The organism is Deltaproteobacteria bacterium IMCC39524 (assembly GCA_029667085.1).
Lineage (GTDB): Bacteria > Desulfobacterota > Desulfuromonadia > Desulfuromonadales > BM103 > M0040.
This window is the reverse complement of sequence record JARUHJ010000005.1, coordinates 147761-168384: the sequence shown is the minus strand read 5'-3', so window position 1 is coordinate 168384 and position 20624 is coordinate 147761. Positions and strand designations below refer to the sequence as shown.

Genomic DNA, 20624 nt, shown 5'->3' with positions numbered 1-20624 from the left:
CGCAATGGGAATACTTATGAAATTCACTGTAAAATTGCTCGTGCTAGTCTTTCTTTGCCTGCCAATAATGGCTTACGCTGAGATTTCTGCTGATGTCGCCGCCGATTTCTCCGTAGTTAGCGGTACCGTGGTTATGCCGATCAACGAGGAGTACATCGTTGATCTCGATGACCGCAACAACCTGAACATTGGCGATATCCTGACTGTTGTTGCTCCCGGGAAAAAGATCCTCCACCCTGAGACGGGCAAGGTGCTTGGTTCCATAGACAATGTCCTTGGTTTCCTCCAGGTCACCCGTATTTATTCCGGTTATTCCTACGCCAAGGTCCTCAGTGAAAACCTGGCACTGGAAGATGGTGCGCCGATTAAGCGCTTCGAGCAGGTTCCCGCACTCTTTGTTGATAACTCGGAAGAGGCCAGCGCTTTGGCTCAACAGGTTAAGGTTGACCTGCCCCAGTTTAAATGGTTGGCGGCTGGAGAAGCTGACAGCGCTCTTCTGACGTTCACTCTGGAGGAGAAGGCCCTCACGATCCATAACCAGCAGGGTGAGCAATTACATAAGTACATGGTCACTGCTGACGAGCAACTTACCGGTACTGTCAGCACCACGCCCAGTGGTACTGCAGCACGACAGGTTAAACCTAAGCCGAAGTTGCTTCAGCAACTCGCTAACAATGTCATGGGGACCTTCGGTGGGGGCAACGAAAGCCGCTTTGCTGAAATGGATGAAGCTATTCTCCGTCAGAAACAGATGGATCGCGAGGGCATCTGGATGGGGCCAGGTCTTGTCGGCCGGGTGAGAGCGGTCTCGGTGGCCGACCTGGATGGAGACGGCCAGCAGGAGACAGCCGTTCTTCTCGACAACAAGCTCCTGGTTACGCGTATCGTTGACGAGGAATTAACTGAACTTGCTGAACTCGAACTGCCCAAAAGATTGCAATTCCTGACCATGGATGCCGTTGACCTCGATGGCAATGGCCGGGCAGAACTTTACCTGTCTGCACTGAATAAATTTGACGCAGAATCTTTGGTTGTCGAGTATACCGGTGAAAACTATGAAATTGTTGTCAGGCGGGTCCGCTGGTTGTTTCGCTCTATTGCCTTTCCCGGACAGCAAGAAGCCCTCTTGTTTGCCCAGAGAAAAGTAGCGGAGGTAGACTCCTTCTATGGCAGTATTTTTAAAGTCATACGCGAGGGCAATCAGTTGCTTAAAGGGGATGAAGTGTCACTTCCCAGGAAACTGAATATCTTCAATTTTCTGCCCTTTATGGATGAAAAACAACAACTCAACTATGCCTACCTGAGCCAGGGCGATTATCTCAAGGTGGCTTCAGCTGAAGGAGACACCCTTTGGGACTCTGCCGATTATTTTGGCGGTTCGGATACCTGTTACTTGCCTCGCGCCGAATTCAAGGATGAAATGTTGTGGCCGATCTGTGTGCCACAGCGGATGACCCTGATGCCTGGCGGTGAAATCCTGGTTGCCCAAAATGATGGTCAGCGTGTCATGAAAAAATTGAGCCAGTTCAAGAGAAGTCGTCTCGTTGCCCTGGGCTGGGATGGTTATTCTCTGCTGGAAAGTTGGCGGACTGCCAGTCAGTCTGGTTATCTCGCTGATTTCGTGGTCGCCGATGCCGATAATGACGGCAGCCCAGAACTGGTCCAGGCGATCCGCTTCCGGACCAAGAACGTGCTTGAGGATGCCCGGTCATCTATTGTGACCTATGAACTTGAATAAAATGCGCCTTATTATGGCGCACCTTTATGTTTTTAGCTCGACGCCATAGACAGACGGGCTATTGATTGAACCGCCTGTAGATTATTGAAAAGCCCCACATCAGGAGATGTGGGGCTTTTTTTGTTTAAGGTGATTATGCTCTGACCAGTATTTTTTGAGGATTTGATTATAGCTCTTTGTTTGAGTCTGAACTTTCTTCCGTGTCTGAACTTTTATAGACCGTAAATACACCATCAGGTCCTGAAAATAGACCTGGCCCCGGCCTGGGGTCGTCGGCCGCGGTGTAGACGAAAGACTCCGAGCCGGAAGCACAGGCCGTGAGCGTCAAGATGGACAGTGCCAAGAAAAAGGTATGGGCTATGGCAGCTACACTCTTCATAATGCTCGATTAAAATTTGACCCGCAGGCCGGACAGTACAGCATGAATGTTCTCGAAATCGGTGCCGGAGCGATCCAGTTCATAATTACGGTAGGTCAGGTAGAAATCGGTCGCCCAGGGTGAGATATATTGTACCAGTTGAGCACTGAATATTTGTGCTTCATCGCCATCGAGATTGACATCTTCGTTAATGCCAAAATCGATAGACATCGCTGTTTCGCCAAGTGTGCAAAAGGTGTTCTTGTAGCCCAGCTTGGTGTAGAAAAAAGTCGGATCGTCCCGTTGTGAATCTTTCAATTCACGAACGCCACCGGCTAAGGTCAAGTTCACTCCGCTTGAGTGCAACAGTGACACCGATCCGTTTATCGTCTCGTCAATTGCTGAAGAGGTGTTGCCCGGGTTGGAGTACGCCGCACCCGCAGCCAACTTGAGCGTATCTGACTTGTAGGTGTAGAACAAGGCTACGTCGCCACCATCTCCAGAAGTTGCCGAGGTTGCCAGTTTCAGACCACGCCATTCGGGAGTGTCATAGCGGATACGGTCATCGCGGCTGAGGCCGTCAAGGTTGCTGAAAACGTCCTTGATTTTTGTGTTTTTATCGAGGCTTTTTGTCGAGTTGTCATAGAAGAAATGCCCACCGGCCTGGGAGTTGGGATCAGAATAGCCGGCCACAGTCGTTCCTGAAAGATCAATTTCTGAAGTGTTGTTCGACGCCGTGTCTCCCTGGCCCAGAGAGAGCATGCCGTAGGGGGAATTGATGAAAATGTCTGCCCAACGTTCGTTGAAGCTGTCGCCGCCGACGCCGTTCTGCTCGTCCTGGTTAACAGCACTACTGGAGTTAGATTCGAATTCGAGCTCGAACTTGGTACCAATCGTCCAATCTTTAATGGTGCTCACGCTTCCTAGCAGACCAACGCGGGTCGAGGAGTTGTCGTTGTCGACCTGGTAGGTGTTGGTGCTGTCGCCGTCATCCACCAGCAGTACGCCTCTGTTGAGTTGGCCATACAGTTTGACACTGACCTTCTCGTTGCCGGATTGTACGGCTGGCTTGCCCGAATGAGTTGTTTGCTGTTCAGCCGTGCCAGTGGCTGCGGGAGATGATGTTGTCATCTTCCCCAGTTTGTTCTCTAATTGTTGAATCGTTCGGGATTGTGATTCGATCTGTTGCTGCTGTTGTTGGAGTAGTTTCTCGAGTCGCTCGAGCTTTTCATCGATACTGGCGGCTGCGGCGGGTTGAATGGAGTTAACGATTATGAACCCGGTTATCGTTATGGCAAATACCAAATTGCAGAAAACACGTCTCATGGAGTTACCTCCTGTACCCGGTTAAGTGTCGATATAAAATCACATCGGTACGACGTAGACATAAGGTATTTTTTAAAAATGAAAAACATGCTTCCTCACACCCGGACTGCAAATATTTAAAACTGTCTCTTAAGCTTGAAAGTGCGGGGGTAGAAAGTGATGGCTTTGATTCAAGTGAAAGTTCATCCTTAACACCAATAAACTTCTATCATGTCGTGATACTTTGTAAAGATGAGGGCGTAAAAAAGCCAGCATATCGGGTGAATTTGCTGGCTTTTTTGAAGGGTTAACTCGCGGGTATTATTCCGGGAAATACCGTCGGTGGATCTCCCTGCGACGTTGTTCTTTCTCTTCGGGAGGAAGGCCGCGCAGCTGATAAAGCTCTTCCTTTAATTGCCTGCGTCGATCTTTCGGCAGGTCCTGAAATTTGCGGTAGGTTCCGCGCAGTCGCTCACGTTCTTGCGGATCCATATCCTGCCAGCGATTGAACTTCTTGTGCATCTGCTTGCGTTCTTCAGGTGGCAAATCCCGGTAGTCCTGCCAACGTTTCTGCAGGCGTTGCTGCTTTTCCTCCGGCAGGCTCTTGAATATTTCGTAGCGATCGCGAAGCATCTGCTGCTCATTTTGTGGCAGGCTTTGCCACCACTGCTGCAGATCACCCTGGCCTGAATGCTTGCCCGGGCCTTTACCCGCAAAGGCGGGAGTTGTAATAAGGCAGGTGAAGGCGAGTAGGGTCGTAACTTTGATAATAATACTCAATCGTGTCATGTCAGACTCCCTCAATCTGGCTCAGAAGCTCCAATTCTTTGAGCAGTTCCAGGTCCTCAAGAAAATCGATATCAGACATTTCTCCATCAAGGTTGTCTGCCAGTGGTCCTGAGATGATGCTGGACGTTTGAAGCAGCTCCTGTTGTGGACTCCAGAGCGTGATGGCGAGGGCCAAGACCACACTGGCAATAGCGGTTGTGCCGATGGCAGGCAACCACTTCTTGCGGGGGCGCTTGAGCTGCTCTGAGACGCGAGCCGCCATGCGTGTTGCCGCGTGCGGATCGATAACCCCTGGCAAGTCCGGAAGGTCTGCCATCTCCCTGCTTAGAGCGTTCAGACGTTCTTCACACTCCGGGCAGTTGGCCAGGTGCAAGGTCTCTGCACTTGACTCGGAAAACTCTTGGTAATAGTGCAGGACCAGGTCCTGCTCACTCAAACAATGCTTGTTATTCATGATCTCCCCCGCGAAACTGAACCAGGTCTTTGCGTAATTGGGTTACGGCTCGATGCAGGTGCGCTTTTACGGTTCCCGTCTCCAGGCCAAGATGTTCGGCAATCTCTTTCAACGCCAAGCCTTCGTAGTGGCGTAACATAAAAATAACCTGTTGCCGTGAGGAAAGATTCTGCAGGCTTTTCCTCAGCGTTCGCATGGCCTCCTGGGTCTGGAAAATTTCTCCCGGAGTCTGACGGCCATCTCTTGCCAGTTCCACCGGATCGGCAGAGTCGTTGTCCTGGCGAAAGAAGAAGACTTTGCGCTTGATGCGCTCCCTGCGCAGAAAGTCGATGGCCAGCCGGGTCGTCGTCCGATAAAGCCAGGTGCCGATAAGGCTGTCTCCTCGAAAGCCAGGCAAGGAGCGATGTAGTCGCAAAAAAGCTTCCTGGGCCAGTTCCTCGGCATCTTCACGACTGCCGACCAGGCGCCAGGCCAGCCCGACAAGCTTGCCGGTATGTTCCCTGACGATCTCCTCGAAACCGGATTCGTCACCCTTGAGGACTCTTTCCAGCAGGGCTTTTTCATCGGTGTTGACCATCCGCCGAGGGTAGCGACTCCCCGCTGGCGTGTCAACGATTGCTGCCGTAGTTGATGGCACGTGTTTCTCCTGATGGCTGTCTTTGTTGGTTAGACGAGCAGGATTCAAAATGGTTTACTTAACGCTTAACGCAAAGGCGCAAAGTTGAGAGGCAAGTCGCAAAGAAAACCAACTGCATGAGGTTAAGTTGTTAAGCGCTGACCTTGATCAACTTTTATCAGAAGTTATCTTCGTTCGATAATGCCTTCCCCTTTGCGACTTTCTTGGCTTTTCTTTGCGTCTTTGCGTTAAAATACCGGTCACTATCACAAACCCCAAGGAGCAACCATGTCACAAATATCACCAGATAAAATCCGTTGGGATCTCACCTCACTCTATGCCGACCTCGATGATGAAAAGCTGCAAGCAGATCTGGGTGCTGCTCACCAACAGGCAGAACAGTTCCGGGACGCTTTCCACGGCAGGATCGATCATCCGGAAATAAATCCTGCAAGCTTCAGTCAGGCCTTAAAAGAATATGAGGCTCTGCAACTTCTAGTTCTCAAGCCCTACCTTTTTGCACAGCTCCTCTTCTATTCTGAGAGCGATAACCCGGGACATACCTCTCTCGTGGCAAGGGTGCGTGAAGCCTGGCAGGCGATTCACGAACTGACGCTCTTTTTTGAATTGGAAATCCTCGCCCTTGAGGAGGATGTGTATAGAACTCTCCTGGAAAATGCAGCAGTTGTCCCGTTTGCTCACTACCTGTCAACGGTCCGGGCTCATGCTGCATATACCCAGAGCGAAGCCGTAGAGCAGGCCCTGAAACGCAAGGACCTCTCCGGCAAAGAGGCGTTCGTGCAGCTTTTTGATGAACTGACCTCCGGCTTTTCCTATGCTTATCGGTTTCCAGGCGAAACGGAAGAACGCGAGGCCACAGGCGAGGAGTTGCTGTCGCTGATTTACCACCCGGATCGTCAGGTTCGCGAAACGGCATTTGCGACCTTTCTCGCCAAGCATGCTGACAATGCGCTGGTGCTGACCAGCTGCTTTAACAACCTGCTGCTTGATCACGGTAAGGAAGCAGAGCTGAGACATTATCCTGACCTGATGACACCAACCCACCTGAGCAGTGAAACTGACCCGGAGATGGTCGAGCAGATGTTGACCGTGACTGAAGCGCACTACTCGCTGGCCCAGGAATATTTTGAGTTGAAGCGGTGCTTGCTCGGGCTCGACAAACTGAAGAACACCGATCTCTACGCTCCCGTGGGGGTAGAGCCCAGGACATATACGTTTCCTGAAGCCCTTGACCTGGTGATTGATGCTTTTCGCGGTTTTTCCCCAGAAATGGCTGAGATTGTTGAACGCCTGGTCGTCGAGGGCAAACTCGATGTCACCCCCCGCTCCGGCAAGTCAGGTGGCGCCTTCTGCATGGGCCTCTACCCCGGCGCTGATCCCTATGTGCTTCTCAATTTCACCGGCACCCTCCGTGATGTCTCTACTTTGGCCCATGAATTAGGGCATGCGGTTCATTATGTCCTCTCTGGAGAACAGAACTTTTTTCATTATCATGCACCTTTGCCCCTGGCTGAGACGGCAAGTGTCTTCGGCGAGATGCTACTGACCCGTGCGCTGTTGGAGGGTGAACCGGATCGGCAGACCCGCATAAGCCTGCTCTGCACAAAAATTGAAGAAATAATCGCCACAACCTTTCGCCAGACGGTCTTGACCCGTTTTGAGTTGGCGGCACACACCAGGCGTGGACAGGACCTTCTGGCCGCTGACGAGATCTGTGAACTGTGGCTTGCCGAGAATGCCAAACTGCTCGGCGATGACGTTGAGATGATCCCTTCGTATCGTTGGGGTTGGAGTTATATCAGCCATTTTATCCATGCTCGCTTCTACTGCTATTCCTATGTCTTTGGTGAACTCCTGGTGCTTGCGCTCTATCAGAAATACCGTGCGGAAGGGGCTAGCTTTATTCCTGCGTACATGAAGATCCTGCGTGCCGGTGGTTCTGTAAGGCCTGATGCTCTGGTTAAGCCGTTGGGGATTGATCTTGCGGATCCGGATTTCTGGGCACAGGGGTATGGTTTGGTTGGGGAGTTGATTGATGAGCTTAAAGGGCTGATTCAGTCGGACAAGAAAGTGCTGAAGTCGTGAATAAAAAGAATGATATTTAACGCAAAGGCGAAAAGGCCGCAAAGGAAAACCAGGCTTTGTGGATTGTGAGTTTGAAAAATAAAAGGGGGCCGGAATTTAGTTCCGGCCCCCTTAAGGTTTAAACGTATTTCGCGCTACGCGCTACGTGCATCACGCCACTACAAAAGTTCTTTAACTTTAGCAACGACGTTGTCGACGGTAAAACCAAACTTCTCCATCAGCTGACCAGCCGGGCCGCTGGCACCATAACCCTGCATGCCGACGACCTTGCCTTTGAAACCAACGTAACGCTCCCAACCGAAGCTCGAAGCCGCCTCAACAGCAACACGGTTCAGACAAGCCGGAGGCAGAACCTGGTCGCGGTAGTCCTGAGTCTGCTTTTCAAACAGCTCCCATGAAGGTAGGGAGACAACGCGTGTGCCGATACCATCCGCTTGCAATTGCTTCTGTGCGTCCAATGCCAGAGGCACTTCAGAGCCGCTGGCGATGATGATCGTCTGCAGATCGCCCTGTTCTTTGGAGAGGACATACCCGCCCTGGTGGAGGCCTTCTGCTGCACCGAGCTGGGTGCGATCGAGAGTCGGCAGACCCTGACGGGTCAGGATCAAAGCCGTTGGACCCTGCTGATTGGCAATCGTGGCCTTCCATGCTTCAAGGGTTTCGTTGGCATCGCCGGGGCGGATCACGGTCAGGTTAGGGACCGCTCGCAGATTGGGCAGTTGTTCGATCGGTTGGTGGGTCGGGCCATCTTCGCCCAGGCCGATAGAGTCGTGGGTGAGGACATAAACAGTCTGTAGCCCCATCATTGCTGCAAGGCGCATCGGTGGTCGCATGTAGTCGGCGAAGATCATGAAGGTGCCGCCGAAGGGGATCAACCCGGGCGTGTGCGCCAGGCCGTTGAGAATGGCAGCCATGCCGTGCTCACGAACACCGAAGTGGATGTTGCGGCCAACGGTGGTCGGTGTGTAGGAATCCTCGCCCACGAGGGTGGTGTTGTTGGAAGGGCCGAGGTCGGCTGAACCACCGAGCAGGAAAGGCAGTTTGCCTGCAATCGCGTTCAGGGTTTTGCCGCTGGCCTGGCGGGTCGCCAACTTTTCCCCGGCAGCGAACTTGGGCAGGTCGTCCCAGCCTTCTGGAAGCTCCCCTGCCGCAACTTTCTGCCATGCGGCAAGATCGGTATTCTGAAGAAGCTCTTTGGCAAAAGCCTTCTGCCATTCTGCCTCTTGTTCGGCACCACGCTTGATGGCTTCGCCCATGTGCTCTATAACGTCTGCAGGGACAACGAACGTTGCCTCGGGGTCGCGGTCGAAGAACTTCTTGGTCAGCTTCAACTCTTCAGCACCGAGTGGCGCGCCGTGGGCGTCGTGAGTGTCCTGCTTGTTCGGTGCGCCGAAGCCGATGTGCGAGCGGGCGATGATCAGAGAAGGACGGGGTGAACTCTTGGCCTTGGCAATGGCCCGGTCAAGATCCTGCACGTTTTCACCCTCAACATGCTGAACGTGCCAGCCGTAACTGAGGTAGCGGGTGGCAACCTCTTCGGTGAAGGCCAGGTCAGTGTCGCCTTCGATGGTGATCTTGTTGTCGAGATAGAGATAGACCAGGTTGCCCAGACGCAGGTGGCCTGCCAGCGAAGCGGCCTCGGAGGCGACGCCTTCCATCAGGTCGCCATCGGAGCAGATCCCGTAGGTCGTATAGTCGAACAGCTCTTGGTTGACGCGTTGCTGCAGGAAGCGAGCACCCATGGCCATGCCGACGCCAACCGAGATACCCTGACCGAGAGGTCCGGTGGTGGTTTCGATGCCGGGCGCGTGACCGAATTCCGGGTGGCCGGCGGTTGGGCTGTCGATCTGGCGGAAATTTTTCAGGTCGTCCAACGAGAGTTCGTAGCCTGAGAGGTGCAGCATACTGTAAAGGAGCGCCGAGGCATGGCCGCAGGAGAGGATGAATCGATCACGCCCTGCCCAATCCGGGTTTTTTGGATTGTAACGCATGTACTTTTTGTACAGCAGGTAGGCAATCGGGGCGGCTTCCATGGGGGTGCCGGGATGCCCTGACTGGGCCTGTTCAACCATGTCGGCGGAAAGCAGGCGGATTGTGTCGATGGCCCTCTGGGCCTGTTGCATGTCTAGTGTTTGTGCCATTAAAAAGCTCCTCGGATAACGGTTTTATTGAAGAGGTCACTATACTGACCCGCCGCCGGCAAGACAAGCGGAAATGCGATGAAATCTGGTTATCAATCTCGCTTAAGTGAGGGTCGTTCAGAGAAAACCTTTCGCCACAGAGACACAGAGGACACAGAGAAATTCAAAAAAATCAGGTCATCTCTGTGTCTCTAGTGAGAGAAACGAACGAGTGGTGAAGAGAATTATTAATCCTGACAACAGCTACTGGAGTGCAGTGGATAACCCGATAATCAAAAGCATATTTCACGCAGAGACGCCAAGGCGCAGAGAAAAGCAAGCGAAGAAAGGTTCCATACTTAAGGCTTATCTCAGCGACTTCGCGTCTTTGCTGTCATAAATAGTTTAAGATTTGAACTGCTCATTGCTGCAGTTTGCGTCCGTGCGGTTTGAGGCGACGTCGAAAAAGCCGCAATGTTGAATCAACGCTTTGACCTTGTCCTGCCGACTGCCGTGCCAATTCTGTAAGAGTTGTTCGGCGAGGGTCACGCCGCCTTCGATCAAGCTATCAAGGCCATTAAGGAAGTAACTCTCGCTGCGTTCCTGGCAGCGTCGTGATTGCTGACGGTCGAGGCCGTCACGAGCGAGTGTCAGGCAGGTCCGTGCCAGGTCCTGCAGGGTTCCCTCTCTCCAGGGAGTCTTCAGCCCGAGTTTCCATGCCTGTCGGGAAGTTTGTGTGACCTCTGCAGAGGAGGTGGGACGACAATGCTCCCAGGCTTTCTGGAAGGAGTCTTCATCGTACATCAGGCCTTTGAGCAGGGCGGCGACGGTCAGGACCAGGTGAGGTGGCAGGCTGTCGGCGCAGCGGACTTCGACCTGCGGTCGCAGGCGGACTTCGGTAAAGAGCGTGGACAGGTGCAGGTCCCAATCGGCCATGGTTGCCTGATGGCCCTTGTAACCCGACGTAAGGTACTCGCGGAAGCAGAAAGGTCGTTGGGTCAGATCGACATATTGGCCATCGCGCATAATAAAGTACATCGGCACGTCGAGAGCGTAATCGACATAATCACTGAATCCTGCGCCGGGATTGTCCAGGAAAGGCAAGAGGCCGGTACGGTCCGGGTCTGTGCGGGACCAGATTTCTCCCCGTGTGGTCAAAAATCCGCTCGCTTCTCCCTCAAGGAGCGGTGAGTTGGCGAACAGCCCGTAGATAAGCGGCGAGAGCGCCTGGGCAAGGCGCAGCTTTCTCATGCAGTCTGCTTCATCGCAGAAATCAAGGTTAACCTGGAGTCCTGCGCTCTGCTTCATCATACGTTGACCCATGTCACCAGTCTTCAGCATGTAGGGCCCCATGATCTCGTAACGGGATTTCGGTGCCCACTCAATTTTATCGAGGGGCGTGAATGGTTGAACTCCCAATCCGACCAGAATCAAGCCAAGATCGTTACAGGCGGCGACGGCGTTGACGATATGCTTGGAAAAATCATTGCAGTTACAGAAGAGGTCGGCACAGAGTTGCCCTGAAAGTTCCAACTGACTGCCGGGTTCGAGGGTTATGGAGGAATGTTCTCCCTGCAAGCCAATCAGTCTTGTGCCTTCACGGACCTCCTGCCAGTCACCGCTTTTTGCCAAGGCAGAGAGCAGTGCTTCGACCCTGTGAAATTCTGCGGCTTCTCCGGTGTGGATATCAAGGACCAGCTTTTCCATCTCGGCGCCAATGCCCCAATCGCTTTCAGGGCGGGCTCCGGCACTAAGGAAGCTGATCAGTTGATCGCGCGAAGTAATCAGCTCGTTACGCTTGTTTTTGTTCGGAATGAGCATGCAGGTCCCGGGGGCTTGAGTGGCAGGTGCAGGTACTGGAGCAGCCCTAAAAAGATTAAAACTGTTGTTTAAGTTCAGTATAGCAAAGGGCCGGCATTATATTGCCGGCCCTTTGTCTGTTTATTTTCTTCTGTTCGCTGATCTCAGGTATTTCGTGATGTTTTCCGAGATGTTCTCGAAGATACGGGTGAAGGTCTCTTCGTCACGTTCAAGCAAAGTGATGCGAAAGCCTTGCTCCGGAGTGAAGAACGAAGACAGGGGCACAACACAGATCCCGGTCGAGGCCAGCAGGTAATAAACAAAGCGTTTGTCCGGTGACACGTCCGGCTGGTTGACGAGATTCTCGACCAGTTCGCGGACCTCGGGAAGTTCTATCGGCAGGGTCTGCTTGTCGTTGAGTTGTCCCTCCTGGAAGGCGACGCTCATGTAGAAGGCACCATTTGTTCGGTTGACCTTGATCTCGGGAACCTTATTGAGAATCTCATAAGCGATATTGGAGAACTTCTCGTAACGTCTGATCCGCTCCTCGAGCCAGGAGGGATATTCCGGATGGCTGAGAATGGGCGGAATGGCTTTCTGCGGCAAGGTCGTTGAGCAGACTTCGACCATCTTCGAGTCGACGATGCTCTGAATGTAGCGTTGGAACATCGGGTCCTTGTCTGCATTGTAGACCTCGATCCAACCGCAACGGGATCCGGGCCAGGGCAATTCCTTGCTGATCCCTTTCATTGAGATCGCTGGGACATCGCCGATCAGGTCGGAAATCGGCTTGGTCGACTGGCCGTTGTAAACCAGGTTCTGATAAATCTCGTCGGCAATAATGAAGAGGTCATATTCCTTGGCGATCGCCACCATCTCCTTGAGGATCCGCTCGGGCCAGACGGCGCCGGTAGGATTGTCCGGGTTGATGATCAGAATGCCGGAAATGGTCGGGTTGTATTTGATCGACAGGCGCAGATCGTCAAGGTCTGGGAACCAGCTGTTGGCCGGGTCAAGACGATAACAGATCGGTTTCTGTCCGGCATGGGCGGCTTCACCGGAGGAATGCGTGGAGTAGGTCGGTGATGGCCCGATGACGCGGGACTCACGGCGCAGCAGGCCGTAAACCTTCTGAATGGCGTCACCCAGACCATTGAAGAAAATAACGTTATCTGGGGTGAGCTGCGCTTTGCCGCGTCTGTTGGTCATCTCGGCAAGGAACTCGCGGGTTTCAAGCACACCCTTGGTCGCACAATATCCGTAGGAGCAGTCCTTCATGGCGAGATCTGCGACGATCTGCTTCATCCACTGGGGAATGATCTCGCCTTTGGCGATCGGGTCGCCGATATTCTCCATGTTGGTTTTGATGCCGAGCGATCTGAGTTTGTCGGCGATCTCCACGATAGCGCGGATCTCGTAGGTCAGCTCTCCGGCACCGATATGAACGATATTGTTGCGCATGAGTTTTTCCCTTCCCGTTAATCCTGAATCTGCCTGCGGTTATCTGCTTCAGGGTAAATAAAAAGGCCATGAGCGTTTGCCCATGGCCTTGATCAATTAAGAGTTTGAATCAGTTTTCAAGGCAATGGACAAGTTCATGGCAAGCGGCCGCCGCTGCAGCCGCGTTATTCGCTCGCGCTGCCTTGATTGCTGCGGTGATATTGGTTGCTTTGAACATGTGTTTCCCCGTTGCTTAATTATGAGTCTCGTCAGTTATCATGGCTGATATTTTTTGTCAATCAATAGTTGTTTGTTTCCCTGTGTTTTAATCCTCTGTAACGCCCGGATCTGTGCTCTTGAAGAACTCCTTGATGGCTTCAGTAAGCTCGTTTTGAGGCTTGGTTAAAACGGGGACATTAGGCAAAGAGTGCAGGAAGAGTCGGCCGTAACCACGTCTGACGACCCGGCTGTCGAGAATCAGGACCACCCCACGATCAGTGCGCTGCCGGATCAGGCGGCCAAAGCCCTGACGAAAGCGGATCACAGCCTGCGGAACCGTGTACTCCATGAAGGGATCTCCGCCTGCCTTGGTGATGGCTTCGGCGCGTGCTTCAAGAACCGGCTCAGTCGGTACCCGGAAAGGCAAACGGGCAATGATGACCTGCTCAAGTGAACGGCCGGGCACATCGACCCCTTCCCAGAAGGAGTCGGTGGCAAAGAGGATACTGGTCGGGTCTTTGCTGAACTTCTGCAACAGGTTGTGCCGGGTGGTTTCCCCCTGGCGCAAGACCTGGTAGCCGCGGGCAGCCAGGGTCGGCGAGAGCTCGCCGTGAATGCGGCGTAAAAGGCTGTAGGCGGTAAAAAGCACAAAGCTGCGCCCATCGGCTGCCAGCAAGGCCTGCTCAGTCAGGTCACGTACGGCCTCAGCGTAGCCGGGACGACCCGGTTCGGGGATATCGGTCGGGATCGCGAGCAAGGCTTGTTTTTCGAAATCGAAAGGAGACTCCAGGAGCAGTTCCGTCAGCCGGCCCGGCTCTAACTCATTCAGGCCGACCCGGTGGCGCAGGTAGTCAAAGCGACCGGCCACAGTCAGGGTCGCGCTGGTCATGACGACGGTCTGCATGCGTTCCATCAGGGTCTGTCGCAACAGAGGCGCGACCACCAGGGGTGCGGTGCAAAGCCGGGTGATAATCCCTTCACCCCGGCCTATGCGCCCTTTGGTGACTTCAAACCAGGTGCAGGTCCCCGGGTCTCTGGCGACAAAGGTCTGCAGGTTGTCGGCGAGCACTTGCAGTCGCACACTGACGCCCACCAGGTCGGTACCGAGTGAGCGGCAGGCCTCGGCCGCTTCATCAGGGAGTTTGCGTAAGGCCTTGAGAAGCTCTCGCAGCGACTCACTGTACTCACTGGTGCTGCGCGACAGGCTGCGCAATACGCCTTCGGTTCTTTCCCAGGCCGCTTTTTCGACAAAGGCCGGCACCAGTCGTTGGCGAATCTCTTCTGTTGAACGAATCTCCGCGCCGAGTTCTTTTGCCAGCACTGTCCCTGACTGCTCCAGGTCTGCTATTGAGCGATCAAGCAGCTCCTGGCGTTGGCCGATCAAAGCTTCTATGCGCTCATGCAGTTCACGGTAGAGAGCATCCTGATCATCCTGCAAAGATCTTCCCAGTTGGATAATGAGTCGTGGCAGCAGTCCGCGCTGTGGTTTGCGCGGGTGTCGAAGCCTGTTGAGTGTGCGGGCGAAGGCGAAGCGGGTGACCTGGGTGCTGAAGTAGCGCGTGGCGACTTCTTCGAGGTGGTGAGCTTCATCGATCACTAACCGGGAAAATGGCGGCAGCACAGCCATCGCTGAGTAGTTGTCGGTCTGCTGGCGCAAGGAAAGGTCTGCGAGCAGTAGCGCGTGGTTGACCACCAGGATGTCGGCACGAGAGGCCCTGCGCCGGGCCTGGTGAAAAAAGCAGCTGCCAAAAAAGGGGCACTGGCTGCGACTGCACTGGTCTGCTTCGCAGCAGACTTCATCCCAGAGCGTGGCATGGGGCAAGAAGGAGAGGTCCTCGCGTGAGCCATCTCCTGTCTGTTCGGCCCATTCTCGCAGGGATGTCAGCTCACCGACGTGTTCATCATCAAACAGGCCGGGTTCAGCCGTGGCACTTTCCAGCCGGCGTTTACAGAGATAGTTCGAGCGGCCTTTGACCAGTTCAACCCGAAAATCGAGGCCGGTGGCCCGTTGCAGGAAAGGCAGGTCTTTGCGGATCAGCTGCTCCTGCAGATTGATGGTGTTGGTTGAGACCACCAGGCGTTCGCGGTTGGCAAGGGTCCAGAGGATTGCCGGGACCAGGTAGGCCAGGCTTTTCCCCGTGCCGGTACCGGCTTCGACCAGGGCAATGCTGTGATTGTTGAGGGCTTCTGTGACGGCGAAGGCCATGCGCATCTGTTCGGGGCGATCTTCGAACCCCGAGAGGCTGGTGCAGACCTGTCCGCCGGGGCCGAGCATGTCTGCAACCTGCTGATGTTCGACGGTTGCGTTCTCGGTTGGCTTGAAGGCTTCGACGACCCGGTAAAGCTTGCTGACCTGGTTGTTGACGATATAGAAGCCGACCCCCATGGAGCCGAGGTTTCCGGCGATTGCCAGGTCCGGCTCGGAAGGTTCCAGGTGGCCGCTCGGGTGATTGTGGATGATCACATCACCCGGCCGACAGGTCTGGAGGATGGCTGGAACTGCGTCACGGCTACCGCGGGCCAGGATTTCCACCTCCACGACAAGTTGGTCTGTATCGGTCTGGCCAATGCAGAAGACTTCGTTGCCGCCAGACTCGAGAATTTCCTGTCTGAGCTTTTCCTGTGATCTTGCCGAGAGAAATTTATCCATAAGTGAGAGGCATTATAGAGACGCCGGCTCATTTGTGGAAAGACTTTCTGGATATATTTTATGCATAGGGGGTCAGCGTGAAATGTTGGCTCTTATGTGTTCTTGCGAGAGAAGGACTGTAAGTAAGAAAAACGGTAAAAATTAACGCAAAGACGCTAAGAAAAGCCAGGAGAGACGCAAAGGGTGACAATCCTTGCTTTTTGAAGTGGTTTTCTTTGCGGACTTTCTTTCCCTCTTCGCGCCTTTGCGTTAAATACTTACAGCCTTTGTTTGGGTCATAAGCCCGAAAAAAAACCAAGAAAGCCGCAAAGAGGGATTCTTTCTCATGGAGCCTTGGAGTCTAACTTTATGCTGGTACGCTGAATGCGTTATACGTCGACAAAGTAGTTCTCACAGGCATGGTCGATGCTGGCCCTGTGCAACTCCGGTTGTTCATCGAAGAAGCGGGCCAGGTCAGTGACGTGGGCAACCAGGTCCCGTGGGTGGCAGGCGTTGAAGGCAATGTTGTGCCGGCGATACCAGTGCTCAAGCAGGTGCTCGTAGACGTCTGCTTTGAATTCAATCCGGTTCATCTCACAGACGCGCTCGAAGATCTGCTTGAATTCGGCTTCTGTGGGGTGCTCAATCTTTATCTTGTAGCGGATGCGGCGCAGGAAGGCTTCATCAACCAGGCTCTTGGGGTCGAGGTTGGTGGCGAAAATAACCAGCTGGTCGAAGGGGATTTCGAACTTCATGCCGGTGTGCATGGACATGAAATCGATCTGCCTGTCGAGGTTGATGATCCAGCGGTTCAAGAGGCTTTGTGGGTCCATCTGCTGGCGGCCGAAGTCATCAATGATAAAGAGACCGTTGTTGGCCTTCATCTGTAAGGGGGCTTCGTAGATTTTGGCGATCGAGTTGAACTCGAGGTCGAGCATGCGCAAGGTCAGCTCTCCCCCGGCCATGACGATGGGACGTTGCACCCTGACCCAGCGCTGGTCGATGCTGTCAGGGGTCGTGTCATCACCCGGCAGCTCTGCAACCACGACGTGGTTGACCGGATCGAAGACCGTAATAATCTGGCCGCCGACGTAGAGGGCGTGAGGCACAAAAACTGTTCCCGGCAGGACCTGGCCGATGGTTTCGGCAATAGTGGTCTTGCCGTTGCCGGCAGGCCCGTAGATAAACATGGGAGCACCGGAACTGATCGCCGGGCCCAGGCGGTTGACCATATGGTCGCTGATGACGATGTGGGAAAACGCCGCCTGCACGACGACCTCATCGACGGTGATATTCTGGATGGACTGGTTTTCAACCATCTCCTTGTAATCTTCGAGAACAACAGGGGCCGGGCCTACGTAGCGACAGACTTCCATCAGCTCGCCGGCGATTCTTTTACCGGTTGCAGTTGCAACGAAGTTAAAAGAAGACTTAACGAACTGGCTTGCGCCACGCACTTCCACCAACTTCTCGCGGCGTAGCAGCTCAATGGCTTCGTCCAGAATGTTGATTGGTAATCCGAGACGTTTTGACAGGTCGCCCAGACGAAATTCACCCATGGAGACAAGATGTTTCAGAGACAGGTCGGCGATAAAGTTCAGGTCGAGGCCCGTCTCCTCAACGGTTTCCGGGGTCGGAGGCGTGCGTTTGAAGAAGGACTCAAGCTGGTTTTCGCTGATATAGCCTAAGGCAACCAGGTTCTGGCCCAAGCGACCACCGTGCATGCGTTGGCGGTTGGAGGCTTCGTTGAGTTGCTCCTTGCTGACAATCTGTTTGTTTAACATCTGCTGGCTCACTCTTCTGCTCATTATATCCTCTCCCGTGGCAATCTATTCTTCGCCGTCCAGTTCTGGTTGCATACGTTTAACGAAGTTCTTGGCGCGGCCCGATGGCGCGATAATTCCGTAAGCCATTGCTTCACGCAATTCATCCTCAGAGGCACCGGCTTGCTTCGCGACCGCGAAGTGCTTGGTGAGTCAGTCCGGGCAGTTGACCGCCACGGCACAGGCAACCCTGATCAGTTCTCGGGTTTTGATATCGAGGACTTCCGAGAATTCATAATCAAGGATCTGTTTGCGACTTTTCATGGTTTCTCTCTCCGGTGAAAACTTTAATACCTATATTTATAGCAGGTTACGTGAATTCTGCATCTTGTTTAAGTCACTTTGGTCGAGATCTTTGCCGGGCTTCGAGTCGCGTTCGTAAGGGGCTCAGTATGCGGCGTTGGAGGTTTTGTTTCCTTGCCAACTTTTCAGTTGCATAATCCTGCGCAATTTATTCGTGGTGCTATTCTTGTAATAGGCCTTTGCCGTTACTACATTGAGAGCGCAGACTTGGGAAACAGCTCAGTCAGGTCCATGCTTTTAGCTACAGCGGAAGCGTCGTCGCCACTTGTTCTGCATGAAGTTTTTTATAAGGAGAACTGCTCATGGATATGAACCGAATGACCCAAAAATCCCAGGAAGCCATCCAGGCCGCGCAGGCTCTGGCAACCCGCTTTGGCCATGTTGAGGTCGATGGCGAGCACTTGCTACTGGCTCTCTTTGAACAGGCCGAAGGGTTGGTTGCGCGTCTCGTCCAGCGCCTCGACATTGATCCCGAAACCGTTACTGAAGCGTTGCGCACGGAAGTCCAAAGGTTACCTGCGGTTTCCGGTCCCGGTGTTGAGCCCGGCAAGATTTATATCACCCAGCGTTTCAACCAATTGCTGGTGAAGGCTGAGGCGGAAGCCAAGCGGCTGAAAGATGATTACGTCAGCGTTGAACATTTGCTTCTGGCTTTCGTTGATGAGGGTGGCAAGACTGCCGCGGGCAAAATCCTTCAGCAATTCAACCTGACCCGAGATCGTTTGCTGCAGGTTCTGACCGCAGTGCGTGGGCATCAGAGAGTCACAAGCGCTGATCCTGAGGCGACTTACGAAGCTCTGGATAAGTACGGAGTCGATCTGGTTAAACAGGTCCAGCAAGGCAAGCTTGATCCGGTCATCGGCCGGGACACCGAGATTCGTCGGGTGATCCGTATCCTTTCGCGCAAGACCAAGAACAACCCGGTCCTGATCGGCGAACCGGGGGTTGGCAAGACAGCAATTGTTGAGGGCTTGGCGCAACGGATCGTGCTGGGAGACGTCCCGGAGGGTTTGAAAGATAAAACGGTTTTCTCTCTGGATATGGGCTCATTGCTTGCCGGAGCCAAATACCGTGGTGAATTCGAGGAGAGGCTGAAAGCGGTTCTCAGCGAAATTCGTGAGAGTGATGGCCGGATTCTACTCTTTATTGATGAACTCCATACGATCGTCGGTACGGGCAAGGCAGAAGGGGCCATTGATGCCGGCAATATGCTCAAGCCGATGTTGGCGCGGGGCGAGCTGCATTGTCTCGGTGCGACAACCCTTGATGAATATCGTCAGTATATAGAGAAGGACGCTGCCCTCGAGCGACGTTTCCAACCGGTCCTGGTTGAGCAGCCAACGGTCGAGGATACCATTAGTATTCTGCGCGGTCTGAAAGAGCGCTTTGAAGTTCATCATGGCGTGCGTATCCAGGATAATTCTCTGGTTGCCGCAGCAACTTTGAGCCATCGCTATATTGCTGATCGGTTCCTGCCCGACAAGGCCATTGACCTGATTGATGAGGCCTGCGCAATGATCCGCACCGAAATCGACTCCTTGCCTGCCGAACTTGATGAGGTGTCGAGACGGGTGATGCAGTTGGAGATTGAAGAGGCTGCGTTGAAGAAGGAGAAAGACAAGCCGAGCCAGCTTCGCCTGGAGCAACTGCGCAAGGAGTTGGCAGATCTGCGTCATCAATCGGATACTTACCGAGCTCAGTGGGAGACGGAAAAAGAGGAGATTAAAAAAATTCAGTCTTTGCGCGAAGAGATTGAAAAAGTCCGTCAGCAGATTGCCATAGCAGAGCGCGAATATGACCTGAATCGCGCCGCAGAGCTTAAGCACGGTCAGCTGCCTGAGCTTGAACAACAACTTCAGGCGGAAGATCGCAGGCTGAATGATGCTGATGAAGGTTCGCGTCTGTTGCGCGAGGAAGTGACGGAAGATGAGATCGCCAGCATTATCGCAAACTGGACCGGTATCCCCGTCTCCCGGCTGGTTGAAGGTGAAAAGGAGAAGCTGCTCAAGATTGACAAACTCTTGCACCAGCGTGTGATCGGTCAGGATGAAGCCGTACAGCTGGTTGCTGACGCGGTGATCCGTGCCCGGGCAGGGATCAAGGATCCTCGCCGCCCGATCGGTTCCTTTATCTTCCTTGGTCCGACCGGGGTCGGTAAAACCGAGCTGGCCAGAACTTTGGCTGAAGCCCTCTTTGATAGTGAAGAGAACATGGTGCGCATCGACATGTCCGAATATATGGAGAAGCATGCGGTCAGTCGTCTGATCGGGGCGCCACCGGGATATGTTGGGTTCGAAGAGGGGGGGCAGCTCTCCGAGGCCGTTCGCCGTCGTCCTTACAGTGTGGTGCTTTTTGATGAGATCGAAAAAGCCCATCCCGACGTGTTTAATGTCCTGCTTCAGGTTCTTGATGACGGGCGTATCACCGATAGCCACGGCCGCACCGTTGATTTCAAGAACACGGTGATTATCATGACCTCCAACGTCGGTTCTCAGCACCTTCTTGAAGGCGTCACTGACCAAGGAGAGATCGTCGAAGGTGCACGTGCAGCGGTCATGCGTGAATTGCGCAGTGGCTTTCGTCCCGAGTTCCTCAACCGGGTTGATGACATCATCCTCTTCAAGCCACTGACCTTGGAGGAGACGGAACAGATTGTCGAGCTGCAGGTTGAAGAGTTGCGATCTCGATTGGCCGCTCGTGGTTTGTCTCTGAATTTGACTCCGGAAGCCCGCCGTTTTGTGGCCAGGGCGGCCTATGACCCTGTGTATGGCGCGAGGCCGCTGAAGCGTTATCTTCAGCATCATCTGGAAACCAGGATCGGGCGTGCCATGATTGCTGCAGAGGTGGTTGATGGAGGAATGATCAATGTGACCGAGGAGGCTGGAGCTCTAAGCGTTCAATTCGCAACTCCTTGAGGCGGGTCT

At 53.8% G+C, this 20624-nt stretch carries 13 protein-coding genes; 3 read left to right on the top strand and 10 right to left on the bottom strand.

The genetic code is table 11. The annotated features are described in order from the left end of the window. Positions 1-16 precede the first annotated feature (16 nt). Positions 17-1738: a hypothetical protein gene (locus P9J64_13415; GenBank protein MDG5469322.1), complete on the top strand. Its 1722-nt coding sequence runs from the start codon at positions 17-19 to the stop codon at positions 1736-1738. 388 nt (positions 1739-2126) lie between these two features. Here P9J64_13415 and P9J64_13410 read toward each other — a convergent pair whose 3' ends face one another. From P9J64_13410 to P9J64_13395, 4 genes are all read right to left on the bottom strand, one after another. Next, positions 2127-3422 (bottom strand): porin, encoded by a 1296-nt coding sequence (locus tag P9J64_13410; protein MDG5469321.1) that lies wholly within the window; start codon positions 3420-3422, stop codon positions 2127-2129. A 300-nt stretch (positions 3423-3722) separates the two neighbouring features. Beyond that, the gene (locus P9J64_13405) at positions 3723-4190 is read right to left on the bottom strand and encodes a DUF3106 domain-containing protein (protein ID MDG5469320.1); all 468 of its coding nucleotides are present in this window, start codon (positions 4188-4190) and stop codon (positions 3723-3725) included. Position 4191: 1 nt separating this feature from the next. Continuing rightward, on the bottom strand, positions 4192-4644 hold the full coding sequence (locus tag P9J64_13400; protein ID MDG5469319.1) for a hypothetical protein: 453 nt from the start codon (positions 4642-4644) through the stop codon (positions 4192-4194). Further along, positions 4637-5281: an RNA polymerase sigma factor gene (locus P9J64_13395; GenBank protein ID MDG5469318.1), complete on the bottom strand. Its 645-nt coding sequence runs from the start codon at positions 5279-5281 to the stop codon at positions 4637-4639. The genes P9J64_13400 and P9J64_13395 overlap by 8 nt, the downstream gene beginning before the upstream one ends. Positions 5282-5548: 267 nt before the next feature. Between P9J64_13395 and P9J64_13390 the strand changes: the two genes are divergently transcribed. After that, the gene (locus P9J64_13390) at positions 5549-7366 is read left to right on the top strand and encodes a M3 family oligoendopeptidase (protein ID MDG5469317.1); all 1818 of its coding nucleotides are present in this window, start codon (positions 5549-5551) and stop codon (positions 7364-7366) included. Between the two features lie 158 nt (positions 7367-7524). Here the strand turns inward: P9J64_13390 and tkt are convergent, their stop codons facing one another. The 6 genes from tkt to P9J64_13360 all read right to left on the bottom strand — a co-directional run bounded on the left by tkt (position 7525) and on the right by P9J64_13360 (position 17661). Continuing rightward, positions 7525-9507 (bottom strand): transketolase, encoded by a 1983-nt coding sequence (gene tkt, locus P9J64_13385; GenBank protein ID MDG5469316.1) that lies wholly within the window; start codon positions 9505-9507, stop codon positions 7525-7527. Positions 9508-9891: 384 nt separating this feature from the next. Beyond that, entirely contained in the window at positions 9892-11307 is a 1416-nt protein-coding gene (locus P9J64_13380) for a glutamate-cysteine ligase family protein (protein MDG5469315.1), read from the bottom strand. 120 nt (positions 11308-11427) lie between these two features. Next, positions 11428-12747 (bottom strand): pyridoxal phosphate-dependent aminotransferase, encoded by a 1320-nt coding sequence (locus P9J64_13375; GenBank protein ID MDG5469314.1) that lies wholly within the window; start codon positions 12745-12747, stop codon positions 11428-11430. A 304-nt stretch (positions 12748-13051) separates the two neighbouring features. Continuing rightward, positions 13052-15595, bottom strand: a complete 2544-nt coding sequence (locus tag P9J64_13370; GenBank protein ID MDG5469313.1) for a helicase C-terminal domain-containing protein — start codon at positions 15593-15595, stop codon at positions 13052-13054. A 368-nt stretch (positions 15596-15963) separates the two neighbouring features. Then, on the bottom strand, positions 15964-17382 hold the full coding sequence (locus P9J64_13365; GenBank protein MDG5469312.1) for an ATPase: 1419 nt from the start codon (positions 17380-17382) through the stop codon (positions 15964-15966). A 21-nt stretch (positions 17383-17403) separates the two neighbouring features. Next, positions 17404-17661: a GSU3128 family (seleno)protein gene (locus P9J64_13360; protein MDG5469311.1), complete on the bottom strand. Its 258-nt coding sequence runs from the start codon at positions 17659-17661 to the stop codon at positions 17404-17406. A gap of 341 nt (positions 17662-18002) precedes the next feature. Here P9J64_13360 and clpB point away from each other — a divergent pair, with 341 nt between their 5' ends. Continuing rightward, positions 18003-20615, top strand: a complete 2613-nt coding sequence (gene clpB / locus P9J64_13355) for an ATP-dependent chaperone ClpB (GenBank protein MDG5469310.1) — start codon at positions 18003-18005, stop codon at positions 20613-20615. Positions 20616-20624: the final 9 nt, after the last annotated feature.